The organism is Flexivirga sp. G2, assembly GCF_055397625.1.
In genome coordinates this window covers 2616019-2632297 of the sequence record NZ_AP039675.1, presented here as the reverse complement: position 1 = coordinate 2632297, position 16279 = coordinate 2616019, and the positions used below count along the sequence as shown (strand labels likewise).

The following is a 16279-nucleotide window of genomic DNA, read 5'->3' as shown; positions in this document are numbered from 1 at the left end:
TCAGTTGCCTCCTGTAGCTGCCTGAATCGAGTCCTGTGCGGCGGACACCACTGCGTCCACCGTGAAGCCGAACTTCTCCATCAGCACGGCCCCCGCGGCGCTGGCGCCGAAGTGGTCGATGCCGACAGTGCGTCCCGCGTCGCCGACGATGTCGTGCCAGCCGAACGGCGTCGCCGCCTCGACGCTGACCCGCGCCTTCACCGCCTTGGGGAGCACCTCTTCGCGGTAGGTGTCGTCCTGCGCCTCGAACCACTCGCGGCTGGGCATGGACACCACACGAGCTGCAACGTTCTGCTCGGCCAAAGCCTTCCGGGCGTCGAGCGCCAGGCCGACCTCGGAACCGGTCGCGACCAGGATGACGTCCGGTGTGCCGTCCGTGTCGGCGAGCACGTAGGCGCCGCGCGCCACGCCCTCGGCCGAGGCGTACTCGGAGCGGTCCAGGGTCGGCAGGGCCTGACGGGACAGGATGAGGCCCGCCGGGCGGTCGGTGTGCTCCAGGATCGTGCGCCACGCGACTGCCGTCTCGTTGGCGTCGGCCGGGCGGACGACGTCCAGGCCCGGGATCGCGCGCAGGGCGGCGAGGTGCTCGATCGGCTGGTGGGTCGGGCCGTCCTCGCCCAGGCCGATGGAGTCGTGTGTCCACACGAACGTCACCGGCAGCTTCTGGATCGCCGCGAGGCGGACCGCCGGACGCATGTAGTCGGAGAAGACAAGGAAGGTGCCGCCGTACGGGCGGGTCAGACCTTCCAGCGCGATGCCGTTGAGCGCCATACCCATGGCGTTCTCGCGGATGCCGAAGTGCAGGGTGCGGCCGTAGGGCCCGCCCTTCCAGGCGCCGGTCTGCCAGTTCTCCGGGACGAAGCTCGGCTCGCCCTCCATCGTGGTGTTGTTGGACTCGGCGAGGTCGGCGGAGCCGCCCCACAACTCCGGCAGCACCGGTGCGAGAGCGGTCAGGATCTTGCCGGAGGCGGCGCGGCTGGCGATGCCCTTGGCGTCCGGCTCGAACTCCGGGAAGGCGGACGCGAAGTTCGGCGGCAGCTCACGCTTGACGAGCCGGTCCAGCAGCTTCGCATTGTCCGGGTTGGCGGCGCGCCAGGCCTGGTAGGACTTCTCCCACTCGGCGTGCGCCTGCTGCCCGCGGTCCTTGACCTTGCGAACGTGCTCGATGACCTCGTCGTCGACCTCGAACGACTTCTCCGGGTCGAAGCCGAGCAGCTTCTTGGTGCCGGCGACCTCCTCGTCGCCGAGCGCGCTGCCGTGCGCCTTACCGGTGCCCTGCTTGGTCGGGGCGGGCCAGGCGAGGATGGTGCGCAGGCAGATCAGCGACGGCTTGTCGGTGACGGACTTGGCCTGTTCGATGGCGTCGAGCAGGTCGTCGACGTTCTCGGTGTAGCTGTCGCGGTCGCTGTCCGGCTTGGCGCCCGGCCGCCAGTCGACGGTCTGCACGTGCCAGCCGTAGGCCTCGTAGCGGCCTGCGACGTCCTCGGTGAACGACACGTCGGTGTCGTCCTCGATGGAGATCTGGTTCTGGTCGTAGAACGCGATGAGGTTGCCCAGCTGCTGGTGCCCGGCCAGCGAACCCGCCTCTGCCGACACACCTTCCATCAGGTCACCGTCGGACGCGATGGCCCATACGTGGTGGTCGAACGGGCTCTCGCCGGCCTTGGCGTCCGGGTCGAGGAGACCGCGCTCGCGACGCTGTGCCATCGCCATACCGACGGCGGAGGCGATGCCCGAGCCGAGCGGTCCGGTGGTGATGTCGACCCCGTCGGTGTGGCCGTACTCCGGGTGACCCGGGGTCAGCGAGTCCCAGGTGCGCAGGGCCTCGAGGTCCTTCAGCTCCAAGCCGTAGCCGGAGAAGTAGAGCTGGATGTACTGGGTCAGGCTCGAGTGGCCACAGGAGAGCACGAACCGGTCCCGGCCGATCCAGTGCGGGTCGCTCGGATCGATGCGCATGACGTTCTGGTAGAGCAGGTAGGCGAGGGGTGCCAGGCTCATGGCGGTGCCCGGGTGGCCGTTGCCGGTTTTCTGCACGGCGTCGGCGGCGAGCACTCGCACGGTGTCGACCGCGCGAACGTCGACCGGCGTCCAGCCGGCCTTGGTGGCGACGGGCTCAGCGAGTGCTGGGTCCCGACGTCCGGTGGTGGATGAGGTGTCCTGGCTCACGGCAGATTGCTCCCACGAATAGTCGACCGGTCTGGTTCTTTCGGACCCGAGCCTAGCCCTGCCACCCAGGCGGTAAGCAAAGTCCCCGAGCGGGATAGACTGCCCGCAGTTCAGGTGGTGAGATCCCCACCCGGCACGCGATCCCACGACTAACGGAAGTGACGAGAGTGACTGCGATCGAGCCGCGCTCGGCCGAAGGCCGCGCCACCGCCGACCGCACCCTCGAACCCCGCCCGCCGAAGTCGTTCGGTGTCGTGTTGCGCGACTATCTGGCGCTGACCAAACCGCGCATCATCGAGCTGCTGCTGGTCACGACGTTCCCGGTGATGTTCCTCGCAGACCGGGGTGTCCCGTCCGTCTGGCTCATCCTCGCGACGCTCATCGGCGGGTCCCTGTCGGCCGGCTCGGCGAATGCGCTCAACTGCTACCTCGACCGCGACATCGACCGGCTGATGCACCGGACCGAGGGCCGTCCGTTGGCCACGGGTGCAATCTCGCCACGCGCCGGCCTGATCTTCGGGGTGGTGCTCGGCGCGATCTCGGTGCTGTGGCTGGGACTGCTGGTCAACTGGCTGTCCGCGGCGTTGTCGTTCGGCGCGATCGCGCTGTACGTCGGGTTCTACACGCTGCTGCTCAAGCGCCGTACCTCCCAGAACATCGTCTGGGGCGGCATCGCCGGCTGTATGCCGACCCTCATCGGCTGGTCCGCGGTGACCAACTCGGTGAGCTGGTCGGCCATCGTGCTGTTCCTGGTCGTGTTCTTCTGGACACCACCGCACTACTGGCCGCTGTCGATGCGGTTCCGCGACGACTACGCCAACGCCGGTGTGCCGATGCTGCCGGTCGTCGCCGAGGACGTCGCGGTCGCACGACAGATCGTGATCTACACCTGGGTGACCGTCGCGACCACGGTGGCGCTGATCCCCGTCGCCGACATGGGCGTCATCTACACGGCCATCGCCCTGATCTCGGGTGCGGTGTTCCTGCGCGAAGCGCACCTGCTGCTGCATCGTGCGCGCGGCGGTGCGTCATACAAGGTGCTCAAGCCGATGCGGCTGTTCCACTACTCGATCAGCTACCTGACCCTGGTCTTCGTGGCGGTCGCCATCGACCCGCTGCTGCACATCGCGCTGCACTGACCCGGACCGACGCCAGATGCCCGGGGCGGCACCACCAGCGGCAATGCCACGGCCGTTCGGTCGCCTGTGGCTCGGTGAGACGGTCTCGACGTTCGGCACCTACGTCACCCTGGTCGGACTGCAGTTCCTGGTCCTTCGGACGCTGCACGGCGGCGCACAGGACGTCGGCTGGTTGAACGCCGCACGCTGGCTGCCGTATCTCGTGCTCGGCCTCTTCGCGGGAGTCATCGTCGACCGAAGTCGGCGCCGCACCATGATGGTCGGCACCGATCTGGCCTGCGCACTGCTGATCGCGGCGATCCCGGCGGCCTGGGCGGTCGGCGTGCTGTCGATACCGGTGCTGCTCACGATCGTCCTTTTGTATGGCGCTGCCGCGCTCTTCAACGACGCAGCGTCGATGGCCTACCTGCCGACCCTGGTGCCACGGCATCAGCTGCAGCGAGCACACGCCCGACTCGACGGCTCGTCCGCCGTGTCGCAGACCGCGGGTCCGACGCTGGCGGGAGCGCTGATCAAGCTCTTCGGTGCCCCGTGGGCGCTGTTGGTCGACGCCGCGAGCTACCTGTTCTCGGCGACCATGATGGCGAGTCTGCCGCCGGTGCCGGCAGTAGGAGCCACCACTCGATCGAGGGTGCGCGACGACATCCGCGAAGGTGTCCGCTGGGTATACCGCCCGGGTGCGCAGCGGTGGCTGGCGACCGGCACCCACCTGTGGTTCGCCGCGAACTCGCTGCTCGGCGTCGCCATACCGACGTTCGCGCTGCGCACCCTCCATCTGTCGGCGTTCCAGTTCGGCGTCGCGACGGCACTGGCCGGCGTCGGCGCCATCATCGGAGCGGGTGTCAGCACGCGGGCCGGTCGATGGCTGGGTACCGGCGGCGCCGTCATCGCCGCCCATACGATCAGCGCGGTCGGTGTGGCCGTGATGGCCCTCGCCGGTCTCGGCACGGGCGGCTGGCCGGCGACGGCGGTGCTCGGCATCGGGCAATGCGCTCACGGTCTGGCAATGGGTATGGGCAACTCGCACGAGATGAGCTACCGACAGGCGATGACCGCCGACCACCTGCAGGCTCGGGTCAACATCACCATGCGTGCGGCCAATCGCACGGTCATCGTCGTCATCGCACCACTCGCGGGCTTGTTCATCGCGGCGAGCGGCACCCGGATGGCGGTCTGGGTCGCCGCGATCGTGTTCGCCGCAGTCGCGGCTCTGCTGCTGGCCTCACCGTTTCGACGGGAACGGCTCGCGGTCGACTGAACGGTCCGCGCAGTTGCTCAGCGCAAGGCTCGCAACTGTCGCCACAAGTCGGCGAATTCGTCCGCGTCCGCACCCTGATCCCGCAACGTCCGCAGGTCCGCCCAGATCGGCGCGGACAGGACTGCCTTCGGGTCGTAGGCGTGTGTGCGTCGTACCCACTCGCTGTCCACCCGCTGCGGATCCGCGGAGTGGAGGGTGGGCAGCTCTGCGGCGTAGACCTCGTCCAGGAGGGTCGACGTCGGGTCGAGTCCGACGACGAGGTAGCTGCCCGTCGGTTCCGTGTTGATCGGCACCAGCGTCAGGTCCGGTCGATGCCGCCGAAGCACGTCGTGCACCTTGTAGACGTCGCCCGCCCACGAGAGGGTGCGCCGAATCCGCTGTGCTTCCAACGAGTTTCGCGGAAGCATGTCATCGAGGATGATGACGCCGCCGGGGGACATGTGCTTCTCGGTGTTCATGAAGTCGCGGAGCACGAACTCCGCGAGGTGCATGCCGTCGATGAACGCCAGATCGGTCGGGACGCCCCGGAAATGGTCGAAACTGTCTGCCATTGCGAAGAATTCGTCGCTGGTCCGGAGGAACGTGCGCACGTCGCAGTGGAGCGGTCGGGTGATCCGGTATGCCGGATCGACAGCGATGGAGCGAGTGTTCGACAGCGTCAGGCTCTGACCCTGGTCGACACCGATCTCGAAGTAGGTCCGGGGCTCGAGCAGATCGTGCATCGTCGCCAACAGCGTGTGCTTGTGCATCCCGCTGGGGGAGTGTTCGAACGGATCGGGCGAGGCCCACGTCAATCCGGCCGGTGGCTTCGAGCCGGCGCCCAGGCCTTCGACACCCGCGCGCCCGAGCGCGGCGATCGTCTCCTGTCGAGTCGGACTCCCCGCTTCGGACGGCCGCGAAGAAGTCTGCGTGGGCTCGGGGCCGACCTGCGGCGCCAGCCGGCGGGCGAGGCTCGACCGGATCGCGACCTCTCGGCGTCGGAGCTGCTCCGTTCCGGAGCGCCCGACGGTGTTGCGCAGTGCGGTCCCGACTGCCGACCGGATGGACATGGAGTTCCCTTCTGTCTGACGACGGTGCCGCTCACGGTAGGACGCCGTCCTTGCCGCCACCTGTGTGGCGCTGCCGCGCTTGCGAAGGCGCCATCAACGGAGGGTAGGCTGCCCTAAGCAAACCTGATCCCCGGTGCCAGGAGGTGACGATGACGACGGTGACCGAAGACCGCCCGCTCGACGGACGGATCGATCCGCAGGCCGGCGCGGAGCACTCGCTCGCAGAGCTGAGACCAGGGCAGTCCGGCGTGATCATCGGATGGAACGCCGCGCTGGAGCCGTCCACGATCCGGCGCTTCGAAGACCTCGGCTTCTGCGCCGGGGCCGAGGTGACGGTGCTGCGTCGGGCGCCGCTCGGCGACCCGTTCGTCTACAGCGTGGCGGGCTATGAGCTCGCGGTGCGTCGCGAGCACGCCCGCCAGCTCCGCGTCGTTCGTCGGTGAGCCACTGCGAACCGGCCGGCGGCACACTGACCGCAGTCACCGCCGGCACGAGCCGAGTTGCTCTGCTCGGCAGCCCCAACTCCGGTAAGACGACGCTCTTCAATGCCCTGACCGGACTGCGTGCGAAGACCGGCAACTATCCCGGTGTGACTGTCGCTCGCTACGAGGGCTCCGCACACACTCCGGCCGGTGACGTCGTCATCGAGGACCTGCCCGGCACCTACAGTCTGGATCCGATCAGTCCCGACGAAGAAGTGGTGCGAGACGTCCTGGACGGCACGTCCGAGGGGCTCACCACCCCGAACGCCCTGCTGGTCCTGCTCGACGCAACCACGATCGAGCGTTCCCTGACCCTGGTGGGCCAGGCGCTCAACACCGGCCTGCCGGCAACGGTGGTGGTGACCTTCGGTGACGACCTGCACCGGCGCATGGGGTCGGTCGATATCGCGGCCCTGGAGCGTGCCCTCGGCGTGCCCGTGCTCGCCGTGCCGGCGGGGGACCGTGACGCACTCGCCGCCCTGCGCGAACGTCTTGCGACGGTGAATGACTGGGCGGCAGCGTCGCTGCCCCCACCGGCTGACCGTGTCCAGGCGAGGGCGTGGGCGAAGTCCGTGCTCGACGGTGCCCGTTACCGGTCGCCGAGTGTCGACTCGAGAACACGGCGCATCGACGCCGTGTTGTTGCACCCGATCCTCGGAACCCTCATCTTCGCTGCGACCATGTTCCTGTTCTTCCAGGTCATCTTTACGCTGGCGACCCCGCTGCAGGACCTGGTGCAGTCGTGGTTCGACGACGCCGGATCGTGGACGCACACCCATCTCGGCGACGGCTGGGTCGGTAGCTTCGTCGGCGACGCATTGATCGGCGGCGTCGGCAGCGTGATGGTCTTCGTCCCGCAGATCGCCCTGCTGTTCCTCATGATCGCGATCCTGGAGGGCAGTGGATATCTGTCCCGGGCGGCGTTCCTGATGGACCGGCTGATGGCCCGTGCCGGGCTCGAGGGCCGCGCCTTCGTGGCACTGCTGTCGGCCTGGGCGTGCGCCATACCCGGCATCATGGCGACCCGTTCGCTGCCCTCGGCGCGGGACCGGATCGCCACCATGATGGGCGCACCGCTGATGACCTGTTCGGCGCGGTTGACCGTCTACGTGCTGCTGGTCGGACTGCTCGTCCCGTCGTCGGCGGCCGTCGGTCCGTTCGGTGCCCAAGGCGTCGTCATGTTCGTCCTCTACCTGGTCGGCGCGCTCGCGGCGATGGCGACGGCGTGGGTGTTCAAGCGGATCACCGGCCGGCACGGAGCCGTGTTGCCGTTCTACATGGAGATGCCGAGCTACCGCCTGCCGCGCTGGCGCTCGGTCGCGTTCGCCGTCTGGGACTCCAGCAAGGCGTTCTTGCAGAAGGTCGGCCGGATCATCCTCGTGGTGACCATCGTCCTGTGGCTGTTGCTCAACCTGCCGACGCGGGGGACCGCGGAGATGCAGCGCGCGGGTGTGGACACCACGAGTTCGGCGGCGACCTCGGCATACGTTCTCGACCACAGTCTCGCGGCCGACGTCGGTAAGGCGGTCGAGCCCGCCTTCGAGCCGCTCGGTTTCGACTGGCGGGTGAATGTCGGTGTGCTGGCGTCTCTTTCGGCGCGTGAGGTGTTCGTGGCGACGCTCGGCCAGGTGGCGGCTGCGGAGAACCCTGAATCGCCGCAGAAGACGCTGCAGCACATGACCACGGACCGGAACGGTCACCAGGAGAAGCTGTTCGACGCACCGACCACGGCGGCGCTGTTGACCTTCTTCCTGTTCGCCCTGCAGTGCATGTCGACGATCGGGGTGATGCGCCGTGAGACGGGCACCTGGCGCTGGCCGGCGATCGCGTTCGGCTACATGTTCGTGCTCGCCTGGTCAGCGGCGTGGATCGTGCACGTCGTGGTGGGAGCGCTGGCATGAGCGTCGCGGCGACCCTGCCGATGCACCCTGAGCTGATCGCCGGCGACGAACAGATGGTGCGCTGGATGCTGCCGCCTGGCGTGGTCCCGTTCGCGGGGCCGGTGCTGTCGGCTCCGGGCGCACTCGGCGAGTTGGTCACGGCCGGAGTCATCCGCGAGATCGAGTGCGAGTCGTGCGCGGTGCTCATCCAGTTGTGCGACGGCGAACGGTGGGGCGACCGGCTTCCGGCGGTCCGGGACGCGCTCGCGACGTCGATCGGTGATGGCGGCTGGCGGCCGCACGACGATGCTCAGTGCGGTCCCGACGCACTGCTAGCGTCCGCGGTGCGTGAAGTCCTCGCCGGGGAGGCGGGTGACTACGTCCGGTCGCACGGCGGTCGGGTGACGGTGGCATCGGTCGCGGATGGTCGGGTGGTGGTGACCTTCGAGGGGACCTGCGGTCATTGCCCGGCGACCGGCATCACGTTGCACGACCGGCTCGAGGCCGAGGTGCGCCGCAGGCACCCGGCGTTGCGGGAGATCACCGCGACCAACAGTGAGCCGCGGAACGGCCTGCGGTTGTTCACGATCCGGCGGCGCGGCGCCTGACCAGCGGGCCGGCCCGGCTCAGCGCTTGCGCAGGCTGAGGACTGCCCAGGTGGTCGTGGTCACCAGCAGACAGGCAAGGATCATGTGGACCTCCACCAGCTGGCCGGGCACCTCCAGGAAGTACTGCGTGTAACCCACGATGCCCTGGACGACGATGAGTCCGAGGACCCAGCCCCATGCCTGCGGTCCGCGCGTATGGCGGGCCACCAGCAACGTCGCCATCAGCATCGCCACGACGAGCCCGGTGAGCAGCATGACGGTGTCTGCGTGCAGCCAGGTGACGGTTCGCAGGTCGAAATGCAGCCGGGCGGGATGTTCGGCGTCGTCGCCGGAGTGCGGTCCGGAGCCGGTGACCAGCGTGCCGAGGACCAGGACGGCGCCGAGCACGCACGCGGTCACCGCGGCGAGCACGCGAACCGGCGCCGGTGTCAGCGATGTCGGTCGGTCGTCGGTCTCGCGGGAGCGGTAGACCAGCCAGGCGGAGGCGCTGACCAGCACCATCGAGGCGAGCATGTGTGTCGCGACGATCGCGGGATTGAGACCGGTGCGGACCGAGATGCCGCCGACGACCGCCTGTACGGCGATGCCGACCAGAATGAGCGCGACCGGCGGCCAGAACCCCCGCCGGCCGGACCCCTTGCGCTGGTCGACGACGACCGCGATGAGCAGGGCGAGCGCGACGATGCTGACGACACTCGTCAGCGTCCGGTTGCCGAACTCGATGTACTTGTGCCAGGACTGCTCCTGGTGCTTCACCGGGGTGAGCGAGCCGGGCACACACTGCGGCCAGTCCGGGCAACCCAGGCCGCTCGCGGTCAGCCGAACCAGCCCGCCCGTCGCGACGATCAGGATCTCGACGACGAGGTTCAGCCAGAACAGACGATGCAGCCATGCGGTCGTCCCGGTCACCGGCTCGCGCGGCGGGAGAGGCGACCAGCCGGCGCTGGACCCACGGGTCTCGGTGTCCGGCAGCGATTCGGTGATCATCGGTCGTCCCATCGGAAGGTTGCAGCAGTCAGGGCGGTGGCTGCCGCGCCCCACACCAGCAGCACCGCGACGGGCTCACCGAGCGAACCGAAGTGCCCGGCCATGGCGTCGCGCAGGCCGTCGCCGAGCGCTCCGGACGGCAGCAGTCGCACGATCACGCCGACCGCGTCGGGGAGCTCATCGGTGGGGTAGAGCAACCCGCCGACAGCGGCGAACATCACCCACAGCAGATTGGCGACCGCGAGGACCGCCTCGGCGCGCAGCACGCCGGAGATCAACAACGCCAGCGCCACCCAGGTCCACGTGCCGACCAGCATCAGCATCAGACCGACGACGACACCGAACGGATCGGGATGCCAGCCGAAACAGGCGCCGAGCACGGCCAGCAGGACCGACTGCAGGGCCACGATCAGCAGCACCGCGAGCGCCTTCCCGGCGAGCAGGCCGGATCTGCCGAGCGGTGTGACACCCAGGAGGCGCAGTACGCCATACCGCCGGTCGAAGCCGGTCGCGATCGCCTGGCCGGTGAACGCGGTCGAGACGACCGCGAGAGCGAGAACGCTGGGTACGACGATGTCGACGCGGCGGCCGGGACCGAGGCTGGGACTGCTGCTGAGCGCCAGGCCGACGAGGGCGAGTGCCGGCAGCAACAGGGAGACCAGCAGTTGCTCGCCGTTGCTCAGCAGGATCCGCGCCTCGAACGCCGCCTGGCTGCGGGCACGCACGGCCGGGGAACTCATGCCGATCCCCTCGTTCCTCGGGTGTCGGTGTGGGTGCGATCGCTTCGGGTGAGAGCGAAGTAGGTGTCCTCGAGCCCTGCGGTCCCGCTGACCTCGGCGACCGTGCCGTGGGCCGCGACCGAGCCGGCCGCGACGATGATGACCTGGTCGGCCAGTCGGTCGGCCTCCTCGAACGAATGGGTCGTCACCACGACGCAGGCTCCGCGGTCCGCGGTCTGCCGGATCAGATCCCAGACGTCCAACCGGGCGTGCGGGTCGAGTCCCGCGCTCGGTTCGTCGAGGAAGACGACGTCGGGCCGGCCGATGAGCGCGGCCGCCATCGCGACCCGCTGACGTTGTCCGCCGGACAGTCGCCGGACCGACGTATGGCGGAACTCGTCGATGCCGAGTTGCTCGACCAGGGCGGGGAATTCGTCCCGTGCGTCATACAGGGTCGCGAAGTGTTCGAGGAGGCGCAGCGGTTTGACCGACGCCGGCAGGCCGCCGTCCTGCAACATGACTCCGACACGACGGCGGTGGGCGGCGTCGGCGGTCCACGGGTCGGCGTCGAGCACGCGGATCCGACCGGACTCGGGTCGGCGCAAACCCTCGGCCATCTCCATGACCGTGGTCTTGCCCGCGCCGTTGGGTCCGAGCACGCAGGTGATCGCACCCTGCGGGGCGCTCCAACTCATGTTGTCGAGTGCGAGCTTGCTGCCGTAGTGGTGTGTCACCCCGTCGACGACGACCGGCAGAACGGGAGCACTCACGACCGTCAAGTGTAGGTCGTGGCGTCGATAGGTCGCGCCGTGCCCTGACTCATGGACGAGGCGTGCCACGGACGCTTAGCGAGAAGTGAACGCCGTCACGTGAATCCGTCGGTTCCGGGGTGGTCAGGGTGAGGGGGACCGCGCACCCGACGCCGAGGTCGAAAGGGCGCGCAGACCCATGATGGCGCGTTCCAATTCTTGACGGTCATGGCATCTGCGGGCGCGTTCGGCGGCTGCCGAGAAGCGCTCCTGTGCGAGAGGCAGCTCACCGCGTGCGGCTGCCAGTTCTCCGCGGCAGTTGTCGACAGAACTCCGAAGTCGCGGAGTTGCCGCCGTAGGAAGGAGAGTCTCGGTCTCTGCCAACGATTCCTCGGCGCGGACGAGTTCGCCCATCAGCACCTGCACCTTCGCGAGGTCGAGGAGAGTCCCCGCCAATACGGTGTGGTCGCTGCTGGTGCGGCCGATGCGCAACGCTTCCTCGAACGAATGACTAGCGTCGTGGGGGTTGTCTCTCAGGAGCTGGACTCCGGCGATGTTGCTGAAGGTGATGCTGCGCGAGTCGAACCGACTCTCAGATGGGTCACGCTCGAGCAGTTGCTGCATCAGCGCGTCGGCCTCCTCGTACCTGCCGAGCTGCGTCAAGAGGAGTGCGATGTTGTTCATCGCGATCTCGGACGGGACCGCCCGCCCGCCTTGTTGGAGAAGGTCGATCCCGCGCTGGAGCGCCTCCAGCGCGCGCTCGTATCGCCCGACGAGGTAGTGCGACTGTGCCAAGGCGATCTGAATGCCACCCTCGCTGAGGGCGTCGCCGATCTGCTGGGCGAGTCCGAGCGCCTCATGCAGGAGCTCTTCGCTGGCAAGCCAGTCACCGTTGCGCGCCTTGTGCTGACCGAGTTGCCCCAGACAGCGGCTGAGTCCCGCGTCGTCCCGTGCTGCCCGTGCAGACTGCGCGCCGGCCGCGTACAGCCCTCGTGCGTCGAATTCGTGCGTCATATGGGCAAGGCGATCGCCGACCGCGTCGGCAAGTCGCAGAGCGAGCCCCCCGGTGCGCTGCGCGCATACGTGGTCGATCGCGTCCCGCAGATGTGCGGGGTGCGCCTTCAACCAGTCCATCGGGCGGGTCGGTAGCCGTAACGTCTCCGGGCCGGCGCGGCGCGGCAAGGACATCTTGGCCGTCAGCGGGCGGCGGTCTCGACTAGCAGCCTCGGCAACGTCGACGATGAACGCGGCCAATCGTTCCTCTGCGGTCTCTCGGGCTTCGCGCGGCCATTCCGTGACGAGTTGAATGGCGTACTGCTGCACTAGATCGTGAACGAGCAAGTGATCGCCCCGGGGTCCCACGAGGTGAAGGGCAATGAGTTCGCCGGCGAGCTCTTTGGTCGCTGCCACGGTCCGATCCGCCATCGCTGCGAGTGCGTGCAACGAGATGTCCGGCGTGGACGCCAATCCGGTCAACGCGAACAGCTCCAGCGCTGGAAGGCTGAGCGGTTCCACTGAGGTCGACAACACCTGACGCACGTCCATGGCGTCCGCTGCAGAACTTACGGCGTCCAGAGTGGCCTGGGTCTCAAGTCGGTCGAGGACGTGGGACCAGCCGAAGTCCTGTGCTTGGCACGACAGGATCCGCAGTGCGAGAGGAAGCCCTCCGCACGCTTGAATGACTTGGCTGCGTTGGGCGGCGGTGCCTGCAGGTACTCCCGAGGCGGCGAGCATGGCCTCGGCATCATGCGCGTTCATCGGTCCGAGCTGGACCCGCTCGGCGCCATATCGCGCCGCCATCGCAACCATGCGACGTCGAGTCGTCACCAGGGTGGTGCAACTGCCCGTTCCGGGCAGAAGCGGCTCGAGCTGGTCGTGATCGGCGGCGTCGTCGAGCACGAGGAGCATTCTCTTTCCCGCCAGCATCGAGCGGAAGAGTGCCGAACGGGCAGTCAGATTTCCCGGCATCGCAGCAGCCGGAACTCCGAGGGCGCTCAAGAAGTCGGCGAGGACGTCTTCGGCGTCGGTGGGGGATCCGCTGCTGAAGCCGTGCAGGCGAGCGAAGAGCTGACCATCGGGAAATGCGGACTTCACCGACTGTGCCCAGTGGAGCGCGAGCTGTGTCTTCCCCAAACCGCCGCTTCCCTCGATGACGAGTATTTCCGGGCGGCGGACGGTCGGCATCAACGCGTCATTCAGCTGCGCGAGCTCCTGCGTGCGTCCGATGAAGCCGGTGTCTGCCGCGGGCAGTTGCGCAGGACGGGACAAGTACGGCGTCGGCTGCCCACGAAGGGCGGCGTTGAGGTCCTCAGCCGTCTCGTCGTCCAGTGCAAGCGCCGAGGCGAGCGCCTCGAGGGTTGCGCGCCGAGGACGCGCGACGACGCCCCGTTCGAGATTGCGGATCGAGCGCGCGCTGACACCCGACCGTTCCGCCAACTCCTCCTGGCTCAGCCCGCGCGCGTGCCGCAACCGCGCAAGGTGCGACGCGCTGGAACCGTCCGGCTGCTGTGGCATGGGGAGCAGCGTAACCAGCGCCCGAACCCGGAAGTTCCGTCGAAAATTCCGGTTCTACTTCCTGGTCAGTACTGCGCCGGCTCGGGTTGAGTCGGACAGGTCAGAAGTATCCGAGGGAGGAATCAGTCGTGCGTTCACTCAAGAAGTTCGTCACATCCGTCGCTGTTGCCGGATCGTTGGCCGCCGGCGCCGTCGTCGCTGCGCCGCCGGCGTCCGCGTCCGTCGCATGGTTTTTCGGCCCGGAGCATCACTGCATGGTTGCGTGGGACCAGACGCGCACATCCGTCAAGATTCAGAGTAAGGACTGTCACAAGACACACCGCGTCACGGCCGTTTTCGCTCGCGGCCGGGACGTCACTGTGACGGTCGCGCCCGGGAAGAAGTACAAACTGTCCAGTGGGATCTTCTCGTCATTCCAGCGCATGAAGACCGTGTGGTGATTCACGTCTGATCGTGCGGGCGCGGACCTCGATGTCAGGTGACATCAAGGTCCGCGCCTCCCGTTCTGGGTGGCGCGGGTTGTCCGGTGCCATGAGGTTAGGTGAACCTGGCTGGAAGGTTCCCAGGGAATTACGTCACACTGGTGTTGTGTTTATCCCAGCCGGCGAGGTCGGCACGCGTGAGCGCGTGCTGCGATCGATCTCCGAGCGCGGCCCCATCACGGCGGCCGAGCTTGCGGAATCGCTCGGCCTGACCCCGGCTGCGGTCCGTCGGCACCTGGACTGTCTCGCGCACGACGAACTCGTCGAAGAACGCGAGCAGACCGGCACCCCTGAGCGTAAGCGCGGCCGGCCGGCCCGGGCCTTCGTGGTCTCTCCGACCGGGCATGCCCGCCTGCGTGGCGACTACGAGCCGCTGGCCGGCTCGGTGCTGCGCTTCCTGCGGGACAACTCCGGCGAGGAGGCGGTGACCGAGTTCGCCCGCCAGCGCGCGCACACGATGGCACAGCAGGCCGCGCCGATCGTCGAGTCCGCCGGTGCCGACCTCGGCAGCCGCACCCAGGCGCTCGCCGCCGCGCTGACCGAGCAGGGCTACGCCGCGAGCACCCGCCCCGTCGGGAATGACACCCCGCTGGCCGGGGTTCAACTGTGTCAGGGGCACTGCCCGGTCCAGCACGTCGCCGCGGAGTTCCCGCAGTTCTGCGAGGAAGAGGCGAAGGCCTTCTCCGAGACCCTCGGCGTTCACGTCCAACGACTTTCGTCGCTCGCCCAGGGCGACCACGTGTGCACCACATTCGTTCCAACTCCCACCTCCCCAGCGACTGAAAGGGATCTCTGATGAGCACGATCGAAGAGCTCAACCCGGGACTGAAGGGCATCGGCCACTACGAATACGGCTGGGCCGACAGTGACGCCGCTGGAGCCAGCGCGAAGCGCGGTCTCTCCGACGAGGTCGTCGCCGACATCTCGGGACGCAAGAACGAGCCCGAGTGGATGCTGCAGCGCCGCCTGAAGGCGCTGAAGCTCTTCGACAAGAAGCCGATGCCCTGGTGGGGTTCGGACCTGTCCGGGATCGACTTCCAGAACATCAAGTACTTCGTGAAGTCCACCGAGAAGCAGGCCACCAGCTGGGAGGACCTGCCCGAGGACATCAAGGCCACCTACGACAAGCTCGGCATCCCGGAGGCGGAGAAGCAGCGCCTGGTCGCCGGTGTGGCGGCGCAGTACGAGTCCGAGGTCGTCTACCACCAGATCCGTGAGGACCTGGAGGAGAAGGGCGTCATCTTCGTCGACACCGACACCGGCCTGCGCGAGCACGAGGAGCTCTTCAAGGAGTACTTCGGTTCGGTGATCCCCTCCGGTGACAACAAGTTCGCCTCGCTGAACACCGCCGTGTGGTCGGGCGGCTCGTTCATCTACGTCCCCAAGGGCGTGCACGTCGACATCCCGTTGCAGGCCTACTTCCGGATCAACACCGAGAACATGGGCCAGTTCGAGCGGACCCTGATCATCGCGGACGAGGACTCCTCGGTGCACTACGTCGAGGGCTGCACAGCGCCGATCTACCAGTCGGACTCGCTGCACTCCGCCGTCGTCGAGATCGTCGTGAAGAAGGGCGCGCGCGTCCGCTACACGACCATCCAGAACTGGTCGAACAACGTCTACAACCTGGTGACCAAGCGGGCCACCTGCGAGGCCGGCGCCACCATGGAGTGGATCGACGGCAACATCGGTTCCAAGGTCACCATGAAGTACCCCGCCGTCTTCCTGATGGGCGAGCACGCTCGCGGCGAGACCCTCTCGATCGCGTTCGCCGGCGAGGGCCAGCACCAGGACGCCGGTTCCAAGATGGTGCACGCTGCGCCCAACACCAGCTCCACCATCGTGAGCAAGTCGGTCGCCCGTGGCGGTGGCCGCACGTCATACCGCGGTCTGGTGCAGATCCTCGAGGGTGCGCACGGCTCCAAGTCGAGCGTCGTGTGTGACGCGCTGCTGGTCGACCAGATCAGCCGTTCGGACACCTACCCGTACGTCGATGTCCGCGAGGACGACGTCCAGATGGGCCACGAGGCGACCGTCTCCAAGGTCAGCGAGGACCAGATGTTCTACCTGATGTCACGCGGCATGACCGAGGAGGAGGCGATGGCGATGATCGTGCGCGGTTTCGTCGAGCCGATCGCCCGGGAACTGCCGATGGAGTACGCACTCGAGCTCAACCGTCTCATCGAGTTGCAGATGGAAGGCGCGGTGGGCTGAGCCCCCGTCGCTGCATCACCTGACTGCTCACC

The 16279-nt window shown here is 67.9% G+C and carries 14 protein-coding genes; 8 read left to right on the top strand and 6 right to left on the bottom strand.

Translation table 11 applies throughout. The features are described from left to right. The gene (tkt, locus tag ACZ50J_RS12820) at positions 1–2166 is read right to left on the bottom strand and encodes a transketolase (protein WP_464297540.1); all 2166 of its coding nucleotides are present in this window, start codon (positions 2164–2166) and stop codon (positions 1–3) included. Positions 2167–2333: 167 nt separating this feature from the next. On the opposite strand from tkt, the gene ACZ50J_RS12815 reads away from it, so the two are divergent. Both ACZ50J_RS12815 and ACZ50J_RS12810 read left to right on the top strand, forming a co-directional pair. After that, on the top strand, positions 2334–3305 hold the full coding sequence (locus ACZ50J_RS12815) for a heme o synthase (protein WP_464297539.1): 972 nt from the start codon (positions 2334–2336) through the stop codon (positions 3303–3305). A gap of 43 nt (positions 3306–3348) precedes the next feature. Then, a complete protein-coding gene (locus tag ACZ50J_RS12810) occupies positions 3349–4563 on the top strand; it encodes an MFS transporter (protein ID WP_464297538.1) in 1215 nt (404 codons plus the stop codon). Positions 4564–4580: 17 nt separating this feature from the next. Here ACZ50J_RS12810 and ACZ50J_RS12805 read toward each other — a convergent pair whose 3' ends face one another. Next, positions 4581–5612: a class I SAM-dependent methyltransferase gene (locus ACZ50J_RS12805; RefSeq protein WP_464297537.1), complete on the bottom strand. Its 1032-nt coding sequence runs from the start codon at positions 5610–5612 to the stop codon at positions 4581–4583. 149 nt (positions 5613–5761) lie between these two features. Here ACZ50J_RS12805 and ACZ50J_RS12800 point away from each other — a divergent pair, with 149 nt between their 5' ends. From ACZ50J_RS12800 to ACZ50J_RS12790, 3 genes are read left to right on the top strand one after another with little or no spacing between them, the layout of a single operon-like run. Beyond that, positions 5762–6055, top strand: coding sequence for a FeoA family protein (locus ACZ50J_RS12800; RefSeq protein ID WP_464297536.1), 294 nt, complete (start codon positions 5762–5764; stop codon positions 6053–6055). Continuing rightward, a complete protein-coding gene (feoB, locus tag ACZ50J_RS12795; RefSeq protein WP_464297535.1) occupies positions 6052–7995 on the top strand; it encodes a ferrous iron transporter B in 1944 nt (647 codons plus the stop codon). Before ACZ50J_RS12800 ends, feoB begins: the two co-directional genes overlap by 4 nt. Further along, positions 7992–8582, top strand: a complete 591-nt coding sequence (locus tag ACZ50J_RS12790) for a NifU family protein (RefSeq protein WP_464297534.1) — start codon at positions 7992–7994, stop codon at positions 8580–8582. Before feoB ends, ACZ50J_RS12790 begins: the two co-directional genes overlap by 4 nt. Positions 8583–8600: 18 nt before the next feature. Here ACZ50J_RS12790 and ACZ50J_RS12785 read toward each other — a convergent pair whose 3' ends face one another. The 4 genes from ACZ50J_RS12785 to ACZ50J_RS12770 all read right to left on the bottom strand — a co-directional run bounded on the left by ACZ50J_RS12785 (position 8601) and on the right by ACZ50J_RS12770 (position 13551). Then, positions 8601–9569 carry a COX15/CtaA family protein gene (locus ACZ50J_RS12785; protein WP_464297533.1) on the bottom strand — a complete coding sequence of 323 codons (969 nt, stop codon included), beginning with the start codon at positions 9567–9569 and terminating at the stop codon, positions 8601–8603. After that, on the bottom strand, positions 9566–10309 hold the full coding sequence (locus ACZ50J_RS12780; RefSeq protein ID WP_464297532.1) for an ABC transporter permease: 744 nt from the start codon (positions 10307–10309) through the stop codon (positions 9566–9568). The genes ACZ50J_RS12785 and ACZ50J_RS12780 overlap by 4 nt, the downstream gene beginning before the upstream one ends. Next, on the bottom strand, positions 10306–11058 hold the full coding sequence (locus ACZ50J_RS12775) for an ABC transporter ATP-binding protein (RefSeq protein ID WP_464297531.1): 753 nt from the start codon (positions 11056–11058) through the stop codon (positions 10306–10308). The genes ACZ50J_RS12780 and ACZ50J_RS12775 overlap by 4 nt, the downstream gene beginning before the upstream one ends. Positions 11059–11181: 123 nt before the next feature. Beyond that, positions 11182–13551: a tetratricopeptide repeat protein gene (locus ACZ50J_RS12770; RefSeq protein WP_464297530.1), complete on the bottom strand. Its 2370-nt coding sequence runs from the start codon at positions 13549–13551 to the stop codon at positions 11182–11184. A gap of 128 nt (positions 13552–13679) precedes the next feature. Between ACZ50J_RS12770 and ACZ50J_RS12765 the strand changes: the two genes are divergently transcribed. The 3 genes from ACZ50J_RS12765 (at position 13680) to sufB (ending at position 16247) form a co-directional block, all read left to right on the top strand. Then, on the top strand, positions 13680–13991 hold the full coding sequence (locus ACZ50J_RS12765) for a hypothetical protein (protein ID WP_464297529.1): 312 nt from the start codon (positions 13680–13682) through the stop codon (positions 13989–13991). 148 nt (positions 13992–14139) lie between these two features. Then, positions 14140–14829, top strand: a complete 690-nt coding sequence (locus ACZ50J_RS12760) for a helix-turn-helix transcriptional regulator (RefSeq protein WP_464297528.1) — start codon at positions 14140–14142, stop codon at positions 14827–14829. Then, positions 14829–16247, top strand: coding sequence for a Fe-S cluster assembly protein SufB (sufB, locus tag ACZ50J_RS12755; RefSeq protein WP_464297527.1), 1419 nt, complete (start codon positions 14829–14831; stop codon positions 16245–16247). The genes ACZ50J_RS12760 and sufB overlap by 1 nt, the downstream gene beginning before the upstream one ends. Positions 16248–16279: the final 32 nt, after the last annotated feature.

Coding starts and splice junctions, on each gene's coding strand:
- ACZ50J_RS12780 (WP_464297532.1), bottom strand. CDS start 10,309: ATGAGTTCCCCGGCCGTGCGTGCCCGCAGCCAGGCGGCGTTCGAGGCG.
- ACZ50J_RS12800 (WP_464297536.1), top strand. CDS start 5,762: ATGACGACGGTGACCGAAGACCGCCCGCTCGACGGACGGATCGATCCG.
- ACZ50J_RS12770 (WP_464297530.1), bottom strand. CDS start 13,551: ATGCCACAGCAGCCGGACGGTTCCAGCGCGTCGCACCTTGCGCGGTTG.
- ACZ50J_RS12785 (WP_464297533.1), bottom strand. CDS start 9,569: ATGATCACCGAATCGCTGCCGGACACCGAGACCCGTGGGTCCAGCGCC.
- ACZ50J_RS12790 (WP_464297534.1), top strand. CDS start 7,992: ATGAGCGTCGCGGCGACCCTGCCGATGCACCCTGAGCTGATCGCCGGC.
- sufB (WP_464297527.1), top strand. CDS start 14,829: ATGAGCACGATCGAAGAGCTCAACCCGGGACTGAAGGGCATCGGCCAC.
- ACZ50J_RS12810 (WP_464297538.1), top strand. CDS start 3,349: ATGCCACGGCCGTTCGGTCGCCTGTGGCTCGGTGAGACGGTCTCGACG.
- ACZ50J_RS12805 (WP_464297537.1), bottom strand. CDS start 5,612: ATGTCCATCCGGTCGGCAGTCGGGACCGCACTGCGCAACACCGTCGGG.